This is a genomic window from Burkholderia sp. BCC1977 (assembly GCF_905339595.1).
Lineage (GTDB): Bacteria > Pseudomonadota > Gammaproteobacteria > Burkholderiales > Burkholderiaceae > Burkholderia.
This window is the reverse complement of sequence record NZ_CAJPGQ010000041.1, coordinates 61,589-76,534: the sequence shown is the minus strand read 5'-3', so window position 1 is coordinate 76,534 and position 14,946 is coordinate 61,589. Positions and strand designations below refer to the sequence as shown.

Here is a 14,946-nt window from a genome sequence, read left to right as displayed (position 1 = left end):
CGAGCCGAGCCGAGCCGAGCCGAGCCGAGCCGAGCCGAGCCGGCCGAGCCAGCCGATCGGCGCGAGCTACCGGCCCGCCCCTGCCGACACCACCCGCCTGAACGTCAGGTTGACGCGCTCGCCCTGCACGGCCGGCGCCTTCGGCACGCGGTGCTGCCATTCGGCCTGCGTGCGACCGCGCATCACCAGCAGGCTGCCGTGCGTCAGCCGGTACGCATGCACGACGCCGGTCGCACGATGACGCAGGTCGAACACGCGCATCGCGCCGAGGCTCACCGACGCGATCACCGGCGCATCGCCGAGCTCCGGCTCGTTGTCCGCATGCCAGCCGAGACTGTCCTGCCCGTTGCGATAACGATTGAGCAGCACGCTGTTGAAACGCGCGCCGCAGGTCGCCTCGACCGCGTGCTTCAGGTCGAGCACGGCCGGTGTCCACGGCGCGGGCACGTTGCGGATCCCCGAATACACGTAGACGGCGTCGGGCTCGCCCTGCCACGCGGTGAGCCGCGGCAGCGGAATCCGGCCGCGCGGCGTGCGGATCGTGTCCTGCCGCCACGCGACCTCGTCGATCAGCGCGGCCAGCACGCGATCGGCGTCGGCCGGCGCGAGCCAGTCCGGGTACCAGTCCACGTCGGGCACGGGCGAATCGGCGAAAAGATCGGGTGTCGACATGTCGGGATCAAGCGGCGAATGAACGATACAGGCGAACCATGTCTGCATGGTAGCCAACGGCGACGCACGCCGCCATGCGCTGTCATTCCGGCACGCGACCCGCCCGCGTGCTCGAAGCGCCGATCGCGAAGCCGATGCGTTTTCGCGCGCCACGCTATCATCGCGCCGTGTCGCGGCGCGCCCTTGTCCCGGGCGCTGCTTTCTTCCGCCATGCCGGCCGGCGCGACCCGGCCGATTTCTTCCCGGACCCGCCATGACGCTCTCCGATTCCGCCCTCGACCAGTTGTTCCTCACCGCGCGCACGCACAACGCCTGGCAGGACAAGCCCGTCGACGATGCGCTGCTGCACCGGCTGATCGACCTGACGAAATTCGGCCCGACGTCGGCGAACGCGAGCCCCGCGCGCTTCGTGTTCGTCAAGTCGCCCGACGCGAAGGCGCGCCTGAAACCGGCGCTGTCCGAAGGCAATCGCGCAAAGACAATGGCCGCGCCCGTCACCGTGATCGTCGGCATGGACTTCGCGTTCCACGAGCACCTGCCGCGCCTGTTCCCGCACGCCGACGCGCGCAGCTGGTTTGCCGGCAACGACGCGCTGATCGAGGCCACCGCGTTCCGCAACTCGTCGCTGCAGGGCGCGTACCTGATCCTCGCCGCGCGCGCGCTCGGCCTCGATGCGGGCCCGATGTCGGGCTTCGATGCCGCGAAGGTCGATGCCGAATTCTTCGCGGGCACCGCGATCCGGACCAACTTCCTCGTGAATCTCGGCTACGGCGACCCGGCGGGCCTGTTCCCGCGCAGCCCGCGCTTCGATTTCGACGATATCGCGCGCATCGTCTGACGCGCTAGCGACCGCGCGTCAGCTGGATCAGCGTGATTTCGGACGGCACGCCAAAGCGATTCGGCGGCCCCCAGTAGCCGGTGCCGCGGCTGGTATAGAGCCACATCGCGCCGAACCGGTTCAGCCCGCCGATCACGGGCTGCTGCAGCCGCACGAACGGCGGCCAGGGCAGGAACTGGCCGCCGTGCGTATGGCCGGACAGCTGCACGGTGAAACCGGCGCGGCTCGCCGCTTCCGCGCTACGCGGCTGGTGCGCGAGCAGGATCTTCGTCGCGACGTCGCGCGGCGCGCCCGCCAGCGCCTGCTCGGGGTCGCTGCGATGCGCGGGATCGAACCCGCCCGCCGTGAAATCGGTGACGCCCGCGAGCACCGCGCGCGCACCGTCGTGCTCGATCAGCACGTGCTCGTTGAGCAGCACGTTCAACCCGATCCGCCGGAATTCGTCGATCCACGCGTGCGCGCCGGCGTAGTACTCGTGGTTGCCCGTCACGAGGAAGCTGCCGTGCCGCGACCGCATGCCGCCGAGCGGCGCCGTGTGCTCGCGCAGCCGCTTGACCGAGCCGTCGACCACGTCGCCCGTCACGACGACGAGATCGGCCTCGAGTGCATTGACCGCGCGCACGATCCGCTCGATATAAGGCCGCTTGATCGTCGGCCCGACGTGAATGTCCGACAGTTGCACGATCGTCAGCCCGTCGAGCGCGGCCGGCAGCCCGTCGACCGGAATCGACACGCGCTTGACCGCCGCCGTGCGGCGCGCGCCGACGAAGCCGATCGCGCTGACCAGCACCGCCCCCGCCAGCACGCCGAGCGCCGTGCCGGATGCCGCGCCGCTCCATGCGCCGTCATGCCCCAACTGCCGCCATATCACGACGCCAAGCAGCACCAGCTCGCGCAGGAACGTCAGCACCAGCAGCGACGAGAAGAAGCCCATCACGATCGCGCCGACCCAACCGGCCAGCGTCGCGGCCCAGCCTTCGTCGAAGCGGCGCGAGAACATGCCGACCGGGATCAGCACGACGAAGCTCGCCAGCACGAGCGCCGCGATCGTGCGCGCGAGCGGCGACGTAAAGGCGTCGGGAATGATCCGCAGCCCGACGTACAAATGGAACACCACGCCGATTGCGATGAACCGGACAAAGAAACTTCGCATGGAACACTCATCCTCGTTGCGATACCGCTTCCGCGCCGCGCCTCGGACGGGACCGTGACGTCAGGTCTCGTCATGTCCCGCGCCACGCGCCGCGCCCTTCGCACGATGGTACACAGATACCGGTCGGCACGACCGGTCACGGGCGCGGCAGGCACGCCGCACGTCCGGGCGTGCCGACAGGGCACCGGCGTGCCGGTCGATCGCGCCGCACGACGCGTCGCAACGACAACGACGATGACGTGACGCAAAACCTCGATCATCGACCTGCATCGCGGACGAGCACGGCAACCCGGCCCGCCACGCCCGAATGCGGATTCGCTCGCGTCCACGCGGCAATCCGGCCTTCCCACGGCGATTCCCGCGCTTCGGCAATCAAACGCCACCGGCCCGGTTTCGTCTGACGATCCTTTACCGTCCGTTAGCAACCCTACAAGAGCATGCGCCCGCAGAATCGCGCCCGATCACGGCCTTCCCGGGCCGCCCGTCGGGCGGCCCGCCGCATGCCGTCGGCGCGTGCCGCATCGCTGGCGGTCTACATCGCGCTGATTTATTATCGGCTCCGTATCGCGGAATCGTCGTCGCGGCGACGAACCGCATTGCGCCGCGCCCGGCATCCACCCCCAACGGCGAGCTCGTCACCCCATGAGAAAAACAACGCCGCGCGCGCCCCTGCGCGTCGCCGCCGCCCTGGTGCCAGCCCTGCCGTTCGCGGGCTGCACGTCGCGCGGCGCACCGTCGTACGTGCTGTTCGGCGCGTATTTCCCGCTCTGGCTCGTCAGCGCGATCGTCGGCATCGTCGGCGCGATCGTCGCGCACCGCGTGTTCGTCGCGACCGGCTGGGCCGCCACGGTGCCCTACCAGCTCGCCGTCTGCACCGCGATCGGGCTCGTGGTCGCCGTGATCGTGTGGCTCACCGGCACGGGGCCGTTCGCATGAAGGCCGCCGGAACCGCCCGCCCATCCACGAAAGGCCGCGTGATCGCGCTGGCGATCGTCGCGCTCGGCATCGCGGCGCTCGCGTACGCATACCACCGCACGACGGCCTACCCGTCCACCGACGACGCGTCGATCGACGCGGACGTCGTCCACGTCGCGTCGCCGGTCGGCGGACGCATCGTGCAGCTCGCGGTACATGAGAACCAGCGCGTCGCGAAAGGCGACCTGTTGTATGCAATCGATCCGGTGCCGTACCGGCTGACGGTCGCGCAGGCGCAGGCCGATCTCGAACTCGCGCGCGCGTCGCTCGACACGCGCCGTCGGTCGCTGATCGGCGAGCGCTCGAACGCGGCCGTCGCCGCCGAGCAGGTCAAGCGCGCGACGCAGAATCACGATCTCGCGACGCGCGACGTGAACCGGCTCGCACCGCTCGCCGCACAGGGCTACGTCAGCGCGCAGCAGTTCGACCAGGCGAAGGTCCGGCAGCGCGACGCGGCCGTGTCGCTCGCGCAGGCGCAGGAACAGCAGCGATCGTCCGCGCAGACGATCGGCGACGACGCCGACGCGATCGCCACGCTCCATGCGCGCGAAGCCGCGCTCGCCCGCGCGCAGCACGCGCTCGACGATACGGTCGTGCGCGCGCCGCACGACGGGCTCGTGACGGGCCTGACCGTGCTCGCCGGCGAGACCCTCGCGCCGAACCAGTCGATCTTCACGCTGATCGATGCGAGCGAATGGTTCGCCGTCGGCAATTTCCGCGAAACGTCGTTGAACCGCATCGCGGTCGGCGACTGCGCGACCGTCTATTCGATGATCGACCGCAGCCGTCCGCTGACGGGCAAGGTCGTCGGCATCGGTGCCGGCATCGCGGACAGCGATCGCATCAACCTGCCGCGCGCGCTGCCGATCGTGCAGCGCTCGGTGAACTGGGTGCATGTCGCGCAGCGCTTCCCGGTGCGCGTGAAGCTCGACGAACCCGACGGCAAGCTCGTGCGCGTCGGCGCGAGCGCGATCGTCGAGGTCCGGCATGGCGCAGCCTGCCGCTGAGGTCCGCTCGCCCGGCCCGCGCGAAGTCCTGCGACTGCTCGCGCCGTTTCCGGGGCGCGCCGCGATGGCCGTGCGGGTCGCGCTGATCTGCGCGCTCGTCGTGCTCGTGACGAGCGGCTACGGCACGCCCGAGGCCGCGATCTCCGCGTATGTCGTGTTCTTCCTGAATCGCGCCGACCGCGTGACGAGCGTCGTGCTCGCGGTCGCGATGCTGCTCCTCATCACGGTCGTGATCGCGCTCGTGATCGGCGTCGCGATCTTCAGCATCGAGTATTCGGTGCTGCGCGTCGCGTGCATGGCCGTGCTGTCGATCGGGCTGCTGTACCTCACGTCGGCGAGCAAGCTGCGCCCGGTCGGCGCGATCCTCGCGATGATCGTCGGGTTCGGGCTCGACGAACTCGGGCTCGCGCCGGTCGGCGAAGCCGCGACGCGTGCGCTGCTCTATGCATGGCTGATGGTCGCGATTCCGGTCGGCGTCGCGATCGTCGTCAACCTGCTGATCGCGCCATCGCCGCGCAAGCTCGCGCTCGCGCAGCTCGCGAAACGGCTGCGGCTCGCGGCGCAGCGGCTGCGCGGCGACGACGACGCGCGCGCGGCCTTCGACGCGAGCCTGCGCGAAGGCGACAAGCAGCTGCTCACGTGGCTCAAGCTGTCGACGCTCGAAGGCTCGACGCCTGCCGCCGACGCGCCCGCGCTGCGGCAGGCCATCGCGACGAGCACCGCGCTGCTCGTCGCGGTCGCGCTCGCCGACCGGGAACCGGGCGCGCGACTGCCCGCCACGTTCGCCGAACCGGCCGCGGCGACGCTCGACGAGATGGTCGGCATCCTCGAACGCGGCGGCTATCCGGTCGACGTGACGCTTGCGCTGCCGCCGGCCGATACGCTGCCGCCGCTTGCGCGCGTCGTCGCAACCGACCTGCACGCGGCGATCACGCATTTCGCCGAGCCGACTACGTCAGCGGCATCGGCTTCTTCGGCTTCTTCGGCTTCTTCGGCTTCTTCGGCTGCTTCGGCTGCTTCGGCTGCTTCGGCCGCATCGGCCGCATCGGCCGCATCGGCCGCATCGGCCGCATCGGCCGCATCGGCTGCTTCGGCTGCTTCGGCTGCTTCGGCTGCTTCGGCTGCTTCGGCCGCATCGGCTGCACCGGCCACATCGGCTGCATCGGTCGCTTCGGCAACACCTCCTGTAGCCGCTGCACCTGCCGCACCAGCGGAGGCTCCGCCAGACGCAACGGCCGCAACCGCCAACGCCCCCGCCGCACCGCCCGCACCGCGCGGCGGCTTCTTCCTGCCGGACGCCCGCACCAACCCCGACCACATCCGCTACGCGCTGAAGACGACCGTCGCGGCGATGTTCTGCTACCTGCTGTACTCGCAGCTCGACTGGTCGGGCATCCACACCTGCTTCATCACCTGCTACATGGTGTCGCTCGGCTCGACGGCCGAAACGGTCGAGAAGCTCACGCTGCGGATCGCCGGCTGCATCGTCGGCGCGCTGATCGGGACCGCGGCGCTCGTGTTCGTCGTGCCGGCGCTGTCGTCGATCGGCGAGCTGATGGCGCTGGTGTTCGTCGGCGCGTGGCTGTCCGCGTGGGTCGCGTTCGGTTCGCCGCGCATCGCATACGCGGGCTTCCAGGTCGCGTTCGCGTTCTTCCTGTGCGTGATCCAGGGCGCGAGTCCCGGCTTCGACCTGACGCTCGCGCGCGATCGCACGATCGGCATCCTGCTCGGCAACATCGTCGTGTATCTCGTGTTCACGCGCATCTGGCCCGTCAGCATCGGCAAGCAGATCGACGTCGCGTTCGCGGCGCTGCTCGATCAATGGCGCCGGATCGCGCAAGTCGTGCAGCCGGCCGAACGCCGCACGCTCGCCGCCGAAGCCTTCGCACGCCACGGCGCGATCGCGCAGGAACTCGGCCTGATCCACTACGAGCCGTCGTGGGTGCGGCCGGCTTCCACCTGGCTCGCCACCCGGCAACGCGCGCTCGCGGAACTCGGCGCGCTCGAAGGCCCGCTGTTCCTGCTCGCCGAGCGCACGCCGGGCGATGCGGCGATCGACGCGCGGCTCGCGCGCGTGGTCGAACTGCACGACGACGCCCCGGCTGCCGACGCCGCCACGCCCGCGCCGTTATCGACGGCAGGCGCGGCAGCCGTGCCGGCCCCGCCGCCGGCCGCTGCCCCCAACGACCCCGCACGCGACGCGCTGCTGAACCTGATCGACACGCGGCTCGCGCACATCGCCGACGCCGCGCGTCAAGCCACCCCGAAGGAGCCTGCCCCTCATGCGCGTCCCTGAACCGCCGGCCGCGTCGCTCGCCGCCGCCGCGCTCGCGACCGCCATCGCGCTGACCGGTTGCGCCACGTCGTCGATCGATCTGGCGCCGGAGGCACCCGACCGCCCGTGGCAGCCGCAAACGTCGGCCGCGGGCGACATCGTGCCGGCCCCGCCGCTTGCGTCCGCGCCGCGCGCGCCGCACGACTACACGCTGCCGGCCTCGCCCGCGCTCGCATCGGTGTCGCCCCCCGCCGCGCTCGATGCCGCGCATCCGTACACGCTGCCCGAGCTGATCGATCTCGCCGAATCGACGAACCCGCTGACCCGCATCGCGTGGAACGACGCGCGCAACGCGGCGCTCGCGGTCGGTATCGCGAAAGCCGCGTACCTGCCGAACCTGTCCGCGACCGCGATGGGTGCGTACCAGGCGAGCCACGGCTCGACGTCGACGCTCCTCGGCGACGCGTCGAGCAACACGACCGCGCACGGCACGATCTCGGCGCTGTCGCTGCAATGGCTGCTGTTCGATTTCGGCGGCCGCGCGGCGCGCGTCGAGGCGGCCGAACAGGCGTCGGTCGCGTCGAATGTCGCGTTCACGGCCGTGCACCAGCAGGTGATCCATGACGTAACGGTCGCGTATTACCGTTACGAAGCCGCCCGCTCGCGCGCAACCAGCGCGCAGCAGGGGCTGGCGAACGCCGACGCGATCCTCGCGGCGTCCCGCGCGCGGCTCAAGCAAGGCGTCGGCACCGTCGTCGAACTCGCGCAGGCGACGCAGAATCGCGCGCAAGCGAACCTCGCGCTCGTGCAGGCGAACGGCGCGGAAAGCGACAGCTACCTCGCGCTGGTTTCCGCGCTCGGCATCTCGCCGCTGTCGAAGCCCTCGATCGCCGCGCTGCCCAAGCGGCCGCTGCCGCCCGCGCTCGCGTCGTCGGTCGACGCGATCGTGTCGGACGCGATCGCGCGCCGCCCCGACCTGCAGGGCGCGTATGCGCTCGAGCAGGCCAACCGCGCGAAAATCAAGGCCGCTCAAGCCGCGTTCATGCCGAAGATCTTCCTGTCGGCGTCGACGTCCTATGCCAGCGGCGGCACCGCGATTACCGCGCTGCCCGCGATCGGCGACCAGGCCCCGACCGTGAACCTGAACGGCAGCCGCTACGGCGGCGGCGTGTTCCTCGGCGTGACGATCCCGCTGTACGACGGCGGCCTGCGCTCGGCGGTGCTGATGCAGGCGCGCAACGATGCGCAAAGCGCATCCGCGCGCCTCACGCGGACCAAGGAGGAAGCCGTCCGCCAGGTCGTCGTCGCGCAGAACGCGGTGCAGACGAGCCTCGCGTCGCACGACGCGGCGAAGGCGCTCGTCGATGCCGCGCAGACGAGCTACGACGCGGCGCTGACCGCGTACCGCAACGGTGTCGGCTCGGTCACCGACGCGACGATCGCGCAAAGCCAGTTGCTCGTGGCCCGCAACGCGGAAGTCGACAGCTACGCCGGCGCGCTGTCGGCCGCCGCCGCGCTCGCGCTCGCGACGGGGACGATCGGCGCGTCGCAGTGACGCACCGGCCGTTCGCGGCCGGCCGCCAAACGGGTTGACGCGTGCGCGGCCGGCCCACTAGAATGCCGCCCATTCTTCCTTCAGGAACCATCGTGGACAGTTGCAGCACTCCGTTGCGTGCGCCGCTTGCCGCCTGAACGCCTGTCCGCCGCAGTTCTCCTGCCGCGGCTCGCGTTCCGCGAGCCCGCACGCCACCCTACGCCACCCCTTTCACACTGAATGACGCATTCGCGCGGTACAGTACCGCGCGATGACGGCCATCGTGCCGCGTTCGGCCTCACGCCGCCGCGACGCGGGCCGGCATGCGCACTTGGCACGGCAGGACAACCATGACTCTCGATTTCGCACTCCGTCTTTTCACTGCGTTCGCCTGCGGCGTCGCGATCGGCCTCGAACGCCAGATGCGCCAACGCACCGCGGGCCTGCGCACGATCACGCTCGTCGCGAGCGGCGCGTGCCTGTTCGTCACGCTCGGCGTGCTGACCGGCAACGGCGTGGCCGGCGTCACGCAGATCGCCGCTTACGTCGTGTCGGGCGTCGGCTTTCTCGGCGGCGGCGTGATCATGCGCGACAAGGGTTCGATCCAGGGCATCAACACGGCCGCGACGCTGTGGTGCTCGGCCGCCGTCGGCGTGCTGGCCGGCTCCGGCCACTTCGTGCCGGCACTGGCCGGCACGGGCGTCGTGCTGCTCACCAACACCGTGCTGCGCGGCGTCAGCCAGGCGATCAACGCGACCCCCGTGTCGAACGCCGATCTCGTGCGCGAATACCAGATCACCGTGATCTGCCTCGCCGACGACGAAGTGCACATCCGCACGCTGCTGTCGAATGCGATGTATGCGAAACCGCTGTCGTTCCAGAGCCTGACGAGCGAGGACGTGCCCGAGCAGCCGGACCGGCTGAAGGTGACCGCGACGCTCAAGCTGCATCCGAAGGATCAGCAGAAGCTCGAGCAGATCGCGAGCCGGATGAGCATGGAGAAGAGCATCTCCAGCGTGAGCTGGACCGCGAAGGAAGCGGAACCGATGATGGAGTGAGCGGCGGCGGCCGGCGCAGCACGACCGCGCCGGCGTCGGGTCAGGGCGTATCGATGAGTCCGGCCGCGATCGCCTTGACGACCGCCTGGACCTTGTTGGTCGCGCCGAGCTTCTCGAGGATGTTGTTCACGTGGAAGTTGACCGTGCGCTCCGAGATGATGAGGATCTGGCCGATCTCGCACGCGGTCTTGCCTTCCGCCGTCCAGCACAACACCTCGCGCTCGCGCGCGGTCAGCGTGACGCTCGACTCGGGCGACAGCTTCGGCACCACGAAGCGGCTCATCAGCGAATGCGACAGGTTCGCGAGCCAGTTGGTCTGCAGCGTCAGCATGTTGATCTCGGCCGGCGTGAGGCGGTCCGCATGACGCGCGATGCTCAACAGCCCGAACGCGCCGCGCGCGGCCCAGCTCGACTGCGCGACGCCCACCGACAGTCCGTAGTCGCGCGCGTCCTGCCACAGCGGGCACGGATCGATCCGGTCGACGTCCGGCCAGACGATCATGTTGGTGCTGAGTGCGCCGTCGCGAACCGTCGAGTCGATCTCGATGTAGTTCTGCGCCTGGTAGTGCGCCATCCAGCCGTCCGGATAGGTATTGAAGATCGCGACCGCCGGCTTCGACACGGGCAACGGCACGCGAATGCCATAACAGCAATATTCGAAGCCGAGGCGTTTAGAATAAGCGGCGATCCGCTGGAAGAGCTGCTGCTCGTCTTCCGCGGCGCTGAATTGTTGGTAGGCATCTTGCCAGCGCAGTTCCATTCTTTCTCCGACAACGTCACGCTGTCATACCTGTCAGGTGCCAGCGCCGGTTCGGGGCTGATACATTCCGCGCATGACTTCACCTTTGTTGCACCCGGTCCGCGGCCCGTCTCCGGACGGCTACGTGCGTCTGTCCGAAAACGCACTGGCCGCGCTCGCCCTCGACCATGTCGCGAGCGGCCTCGATGCATCGCTGCTCGCGGAACTGCACGACAGCGCCATCGACGCGCGCCTGGCCGGCTACACCGAATGGCACCGCCCGGCCAGTGCCGGCGTCGCGTACCTGACGGTCGGCTGGGACTGGTATCTCGAGCGCGCGACGGGCACGTTCGTGATTGCCGGCGGCGACGTCCGCAGCAACGTCATGGCCGTCGACGCCACCGGGGCCGACATCGGCATGTTTCGCACCGCTGCCGTGCTCGCCGCGCGGCTCGCATCCATCGACTGGCCGGCCGCGGTCGCATCGGCGCTGCTCGGTCGCAACGACGCCTATCATGCCGGTCCCACGCTCCAGTGACAACCGGCTGCGCTTTCCTCTGACATTTCCGCAAGACTGGCGCTCTTTATAAGCAAAAGCCGCCGGCATTTCAATCCCGTCGATCAAGAAACCGTTACCACCGGTCGAATGGTGTCGGCGCACCCCCACCCTGTAAGAGTTACCAGTTACCGCCTCCTCGGGACGCGCGATGTAATGCGTGCATACCAAAGTACCGATCCGAGGACACCATGCGGACCTTCGTTCACGAGGAAGGGCGGTTGCCACACGAACTTGCAGCGGATCTCGGGCGCTATCGGCGCCGTGTGTTCGTCGAACAGCTCGGTTGGGCGCTCCCGTCGGCTAACGAAAGTTTCGAGCGCGACCAGTTCGATCGCGACGATACCGTCTACGTGTTCGCGAGAAACGCCGGCGGCGACGTGTGCGGATGTGCGCGCCTGTTGCCGACCACCCGCCCGTATCTGCTGAAGTCGTTGTTCGCCGACCTGATCGCCGAAGACGTCGCGCTGCCGCAATCGGCCGCCGTCTGGGAACTGTCGCGGTTCGCGGCGACCGGCGACGAAGGCGGCACGGGCAATGCCGAATGGGCCGTCCGCCCGATGCTCGCCGCGGTCGTCGAATGCGCGGCGCAACTGGGCGCGCGGCAGCTGATCGGCGTGACGTTCGCGAGCATGGAGCGGCTGTTCCGCCGGATCGGCGTGCACGCGCACCGGGCAGGTCCCCCGAAACAGGTGGACGGTCGTCTGGTTGTCGCGTGCTGGATCGACATCGATCCGCAAACGTTTGCCGCACTAGGAATCGAGCCGGGACGGGCTGCCCGGCAAGCCATCGCCGCCTGAGCCGGAACGCGCGTAGTCCGGCCGGGCGGCATCGTAACGAAGGAGAACCACCTTGGACCAGTCTCAGGTCTTTCGCGCGATGATGCCCGGTTTGACGAGCGCCGGCGGCGCCCGCATCTCGGTCGCCTACCCGTCGTTTCCGCGGCCGCTGCCGCTCGTGCGGCTCGATCGCCGCGGGCTCGTGTTCCGGGCGGCCGGCGCCGCGCCGCTCGTGTGCGGGCTGCCGCGCGCTTCGACGCTGCTGGTTGCGGACGAGCCGCTCTGCTCGCTGCGCCTCGTGATCCGCGACGTCGCCGCTGCCGGTGACGGCCGGCACGATCTGACGATGCAGCCGTCCGGTGCCGCCGGCGACGAGCTGCTGTGGCACGCGCTGCGCGACCGCGAACCGTACCGGCAGATCCGTCAGCCGCTTGCGCCCGTCGATGCGGCCATCGCGCCCAACGACGAGCCGCAGGCCGCCGGCGACGCCGCGCAGCGACCATCGCGCAGTGCGGCATTCCGTCTGCGTTGCCACAGCGACGCGCTGTTCTTCGCCGACTGGCTCGAATATCACTTCGACGAGCTGCGCGCGCTGTCGCAGCGGCACGGGCCGCAACTGCAGCTCAACCAGCTGCAGCGGCAAGTTGCCGACGACGAGGTCGGCGTGCGCTTCGTCTACGACATCGACGGACACGCGACGCGGCACGCGCTGACCGACTGCGCACGCGAGGCCTGCGCGTGGATCGAGACGGAAATGCGCAACAAGTACGCGGTGCCGGTCGAGCAGGAGCGGTTCCGCGCGTTTGCCGCGCACGCGCGGGCGGGTGGCATGTGACGCGACGGCCGCCGGATCGAAGGACACATGTTCTGTGACACGGCACAGTGGACCGTCGGCAAGGGGCGCAATGCGCGCTGCGCTCCCCTTGCCAGGAAAGGTCGCCAACGCTGCGTTGCACAATTACAACTAGGGCTTGCCATCCCTCGGGTTTTCCCTTAAAGTTACATCCGTCTCCTCCATGTCTCCAAACATGGATTCAGCCCGCTCCAGTAGCGGGCTTTTTCTTGCCTGCGTGATTTATAGGGGTCGCATCAAAGCCTCCCGCTATCCGCCCGCAGCGCGCAGATTCACCGGCCCCGGCCAGACCGACTTCTGCGGACGCCGACGGCTACCGGATCGTGCTGCAGAACGCGTGGCGTTGACGGGCAAGCATGCCCGGGCCATTACGCACTGACGTCGCCGCCCAGACGAACCGACGCGCGGGCGGCAAACACCACATGCCGTTGCAGCGCATGTCCTTGCGGCAACGCAGGATGATCGAAATCGCGCATTGGTTGCCGCGCCATCCCGAGCTGCCGTGCAACACGCTGCGATCGCTGGTTGGTAGCAGCCGTCCACGCAAAGATTTCGCCGAGCCCCACTCGGCCGAAGCCGTCGGCCAATGCCGCAGCGGCCGCTTCGGCGACATGGCCGTGTCCCCACGATGAGCGAGCCTGGCGCCACAGAATCTCGACACACGGCGCCATCGGATGCTCGCCGCGCACTTCACGTGACAAACCGCAGAGCCCGATCAGCGCGCCATCCGCACGGCGCTCCATCGCCCACACACCGAAACCGTGCGCGTCGACATGCGCTTCGAAGCGTGCGATGGTGGCCTCCGCCTCCTCGACGGACATCGGGCCACGCGCGAGCCACGCGGTCACGTCAGGATCCGCATGCATCGCAGCCAGCGCACCGGCATCGTCCGGTCGCCAGCGACGCAACGTCAAACGCTCGGTTTCGATCTTCAATGGCGGGGCAACGTGATCGGGATGGGCAGAAGGCACGGGATGCGCCAAGCTGCGCGCACACGATTCTCGTCGCGCAGGAACGGCCCGAAGGAGAAGCGCAGGCGCAACGCAATCGCGATCGTCACCTGCGCCGGCAAGGAACGTCGACGGTCACGAGAACCGGCGACGGGAATTGAATGCAGCGGGACGCGTCGTCCCGCCCGGCGTTCGCCGACTGAGCGCGCGACGCCCGCTCGGGCACCCGCGCGTCGCACGCAATTACTCGTTTTCTTCGAAGTAATGCCCGAACTTCACCTGCTTGGTCCGGATGTATCGCTCGTTTTCCTCGCGCACGGGCACCGCGAGCGCCACGCGTTCGCAGACGGGAATGCCGTGCTTCACGAGCGTGTCGAACTTCTTCGGATTGTTGCTCATCAGGCGCACCGACGTCACACCGAGAATCCGCAGGATCGCGGCGGCCGAGTCGTATTCGCGGGCGTCGTCCGGCAGGCCGAGGTCGAGATTCGCCTCGACGGTGTCGCGCCCCTGCTCCTGCAGCGCGTACGCGCGGATCTTGTTGCTCAGGCCGATGCCGCGCCCTTCGTGACCGCGCAGATACAGCAGCACGCCGCGGTCTTCCGCCGCGATGTAGCGCAGCGCGAGATCGAGTTGCTCGCCGCAATCGCAGCGGAAGGAGCCGAACACGTCGCCGGTCAGGCATTCGGAATGCAGCCGCGTGAGCACGGACTGCTCGCCAGTGACGTCGCCCATCACGAGCGCGAGATGTTCGGCATCGCTGCCCGATACGCGGAAAGCGTACGACGTGAACGTACCGTAGCGCGTGGGCAGCGACGCGGTGGCGACGAGCGTCACGCACTCGTCGGCCTGGCCATTGCCCTGCGTGGGCGATTGGGGACGCGAAGACATCATGAATTCAATCGAAACGATCAGGAATGTAGGAATTGTGTGGATAGTGCGTGACCGGAGTTTACCGCTAATCTGGAAACGTCACGCGACTGCCGCAGCAGGCCCGGCTATACTGGGCCCATCGGGTGCCGCGCATCACGCCCTGCCTTCCCTGCATCGTCCCGCACACGGAGAAAGCAAATGAGCACGACTGTCGCGCAAATTCTCAAAGCCAAGCCGGATTCCGGCCGCACGATCTACACCGTCACGAAAGCCGATTTCGTCTATGACGCCATCAAGCTGATGGCGGAAAAGGGAATCGGCGCATTGCTGGTCATGGACGGCGACGACATCGCGGGCATCGTCACCGAGCGCGACTACGCACGCAAGGTCGTGCTGCAGGACCGTTCGTCGAAAGCCACCCGCGTCGAGGAAATCATGACGGCCAAGGTGCGCTACGTCGAACCGTCGCAATCCACCGACGAGTGCATGGCACTGATGACCGAGCACCGGATGCGCCACCTGCCCGTCCTCCAGGACGGCAAGCTGATCGGCCTGATCTCGATCGGCGACCTCGTGAAGAGCGTGATTGCCGACCAGCAATTCACGATCAGCCAGCTCGAACACTATATCCACGGCACCCCGGCGGTCACGTCCGCCTGACCCGTCCCAGCAAAAAAGGCCCAA

General features: G+C 68.8%; 15 protein-coding genes. 10 read left to right on the top strand and 5 right to left on the bottom strand.

Annotation, left to right across the window (positions count from 1 at the left end; translation table 11 throughout):
* Positions 1 to 66 precede the first annotated feature (66 nt).
* Positions 67 to 672 carry an alpha-ketoglutarate-dependent dioxygenase AlkB family protein gene (locus U5771_RS27465; protein ID WP_322026888.1) on the bottom strand — a complete coding sequence of 202 codons (606 nt, stop codon included), beginning with the start codon at positions 670 to 672 and terminating at the stop codon, positions 67 to 69.
* Positions 673 to 925: 253 nt separating this feature from the next.
* Here U5771_RS27465 and U5771_RS27460 point away from each other — a divergent pair, with 253 nt between their 5' ends.
* Positions 926 to 1,510 (top strand): malonic semialdehyde reductase, encoded by a 585-nt coding sequence (locus U5771_RS27460; protein ID WP_322026887.1) that lies wholly within the window; start codon positions 926 to 928, stop codon positions 1,508 to 1,510.
* 4 nt (positions 1,511 to 1,514) lie between these two features.
* On the opposite strand, the gene U5771_RS27455 is transcribed toward U5771_RS27460, so the two are convergent.
* Positions 1,515 to 2,663, bottom strand: a complete 1,149-nt coding sequence (locus U5771_RS27455; RefSeq protein WP_322026886.1) for a metallophosphoesterase — start codon at positions 2,661 to 2,663, stop codon at positions 1,515 to 1,517.
* A gap of 642 nt (positions 2,664 to 3,305) precedes the next feature.
* Between U5771_RS27455 and U5771_RS27450 the strand changes: the two genes are divergently transcribed.
* The 5 genes from U5771_RS27450 to U5771_RS27430 all read left to right on the top strand — a co-directional run bounded on the left by U5771_RS27450 (position 3,306) and on the right by U5771_RS27430 (position 9,512).
* Entirely contained in the window at positions 3,306 to 3,599 is a 294-nt protein-coding gene (locus tag U5771_RS27450) for a hypothetical protein (RefSeq protein ID WP_322026885.1), read from the top strand.
* Complete coding sequence (gene mdtN, locus U5771_RS27445) at positions 3,596 to 4,645, top strand: multidrug transporter subunit MdtN (protein WP_322026884.1); 1,050 nt, start codon at positions 3,596 to 3,598, stop codon at positions 4,643 to 4,645. Before U5771_RS27450 ends, mdtN begins: the two co-directional genes overlap by 4 nt.
* Complete coding sequence (locus U5771_RS27440; protein WP_322026883.1) at positions 4,626 to 6,941, top strand: FUSC family protein; 2,316 nt, start codon at positions 4,626 to 4,628, stop codon at positions 6,939 to 6,941. The genes mdtN and U5771_RS27440 overlap by 20 nt, the downstream gene beginning before the upstream one ends.
* Positions 6,928 to 8,475, top strand: coding sequence for a TolC family protein (locus U5771_RS27435; RefSeq protein WP_322026882.1), 1,548 nt, complete (start codon positions 6,928 to 6,930; stop codon positions 8,473 to 8,475). Before U5771_RS27440 ends, U5771_RS27435 begins: the two co-directional genes overlap by 14 nt.
* 329 nt (positions 8,476 to 8,804) lie before the next feature.
* Complete coding sequence (locus U5771_RS27430; RefSeq protein WP_059526501.1) at positions 8,805 to 9,512, top strand: MgtC/SapB family protein; 708 nt, start codon at positions 8,805 to 8,807, stop codon at positions 9,510 to 9,512.
* A gap of 40 nt (positions 9,513 to 9,552) precedes the next feature.
* On the opposite strand, the gene U5771_RS27425 is transcribed toward U5771_RS27430, so the two are convergent.
* On the bottom strand, positions 9,553 to 10,272 hold the full coding sequence (locus U5771_RS27425; RefSeq protein WP_322026881.1) for an autoinducer binding domain-containing protein: 720 nt from the start codon (positions 10,270 to 10,272) through the stop codon (positions 9,553 to 9,555).
* Between the two features lie 73 nt (positions 10,273 to 10,345).
* Between U5771_RS27425 and U5771_RS27420 the strand changes: the two genes are divergently transcribed.
* From U5771_RS27420 to U5771_RS27410, 3 genes are all read left to right on the top strand, one after another.
* Positions 10,346 to 10,789, top strand: coding sequence for a DUF4902 domain-containing protein (locus U5771_RS27420; RefSeq protein WP_322026880.1), 444 nt, complete (start codon positions 10,346 to 10,348; stop codon positions 10,787 to 10,789).
* A 209-nt stretch (positions 10,790 to 10,998) separates the two neighbouring features.
* A complete protein-coding gene (locus U5771_RS27415; RefSeq protein WP_322026879.1) occupies positions 10,999 to 11,607 on the top strand; it encodes an acyl-homoserine-lactone synthase in 609 nt (202 codons plus the stop codon).
* Between the two features lie 52 nt (positions 11,608 to 11,659).
* Complete coding sequence (locus U5771_RS27410; RefSeq protein WP_322026878.1) at positions 11,660 to 12,421, top strand: hypothetical protein; 762 nt, start codon at positions 11,660 to 11,662, stop codon at positions 12,419 to 12,421.
* 386 nt (positions 12,422 to 12,807) lie between these two features.
* Here U5771_RS27410 and U5771_RS27405 read toward each other — a convergent pair whose 3' ends face one another.
* Together U5771_RS27405 and ribA are read right to left on the bottom strand one after the other, a co-directional pair.
* Positions 12,808 to 13,374 (bottom strand): GNAT family N-acetyltransferase, encoded by a 567-nt coding sequence (locus U5771_RS27405; protein ID WP_322026877.1) that lies wholly within the window; start codon positions 13,372 to 13,374, stop codon positions 12,808 to 12,810.
* 258 nt (positions 13,375 to 13,632) lie between these two features.
* A complete protein-coding gene (ribA, locus tag U5771_RS27400; RefSeq protein ID WP_044846712.1) occupies positions 13,633 to 14,283 on the bottom strand; it encodes a GTP cyclohydrolase II in 651 nt (216 codons plus the stop codon).
* Positions 14,284 to 14,460: 177 nt separating this feature from the next.
* On the opposite strand from ribA, the gene U5771_RS27395 reads away from it, so the two are divergent.
* Positions 14,461 to 14,922 carry a CBS domain-containing protein gene (locus U5771_RS27395; RefSeq protein WP_322026876.1) on the top strand — a complete coding sequence of 154 codons (462 nt, stop codon included), beginning with the start codon at positions 14,461 to 14,463 and terminating at the stop codon, positions 14,920 to 14,922.
* The last annotated feature ends 24 nt before the right edge of the window (positions 14,923 to 14,946 follow it).

Excerpts from the sequence above, each read along its gene's own strand:
- U5771_RS27425 (WP_322026881.1), bottom strand. The coding sequence starts at position 10,272 with ATGGAACTGCGCTGGCAAGATGCCTACCAACAATTCAGCGCCGCGGAA.
- U5771_RS27415 (WP_322026879.1), top strand. The coding sequence starts at position 10,999 with ATGCGGACCTTCGTTCACGAGGAAGGGCGGTTGCCACACGAACTTGCA.
- U5771_RS27435 (WP_322026882.1), top strand. The coding sequence starts at position 6,928 with ATGCGCGTCCCTGAACCGCCGGCCGCGTCGCTCGCCGCCGCCGCGCTC.
- U5771_RS27430 (WP_059526501.1), top strand. The coding sequence starts at position 8,805 with ATGACTCTCGATTTCGCACTCCGTCTTTTCACTGCGTTCGCCTGCGGC.
- U5771_RS27465 (WP_322026888.1), bottom strand. The coding sequence starts at position 672 with ATGTCGACACCCGATCTTTTCGCCGATTCGCCCGTGCCCGACGTGGAC.
- U5771_RS27420 (WP_322026880.1), top strand. The coding sequence starts at position 10,346 with ATGACTTCACCTTTGTTGCACCCGGTCCGCGGCCCGTCTCCGGACGGC.
- U5771_RS27460 (WP_322026887.1), top strand. The coding sequence starts at position 926 with ATGACGCTCTCCGATTCCGCCCTCGACCAGTTGTTCCTCACCGCGCGC.
- mdtN (WP_322026884.1), top strand. The coding sequence starts at position 3,596 with ATGAAGGCCGCCGGAACCGCCCGCCCATCCACGAAAGGCCGCGTGATC.
- U5771_RS27440 (WP_322026883.1), top strand. The coding sequence starts at position 4,626 with ATGGCGCAGCCTGCCGCTGAGGTCCGCTCGCCCGGCCCGCGCGAAGTC.
- U5771_RS27455 (WP_322026886.1), bottom strand. The coding sequence starts at position 2,663 with ATGCGAAGTTTCTTTGTCCGGTTCATCGCAATCGGCGTGGTGTTCCAT.
- U5771_RS27395 (WP_322026876.1), top strand. The coding sequence starts at position 14,461 with ATGAGCACGACTGTCGCGCAAATTCTCAAAGCCAAGCCGGATTCCGGC.
- U5771_RS27450 (WP_322026885.1), top strand. The coding sequence starts at position 3,306 with ATGAGAAAAACAACGCCGCGCGCGCCCCTGCGCGTCGCCGCCGCCCTG.
- ribA (WP_044846712.1), bottom strand. The coding sequence starts at position 14,283 with ATGATGTCTTCGCGTCCCCAATCGCCCACGCAGGGCAATGGCCAGGCC.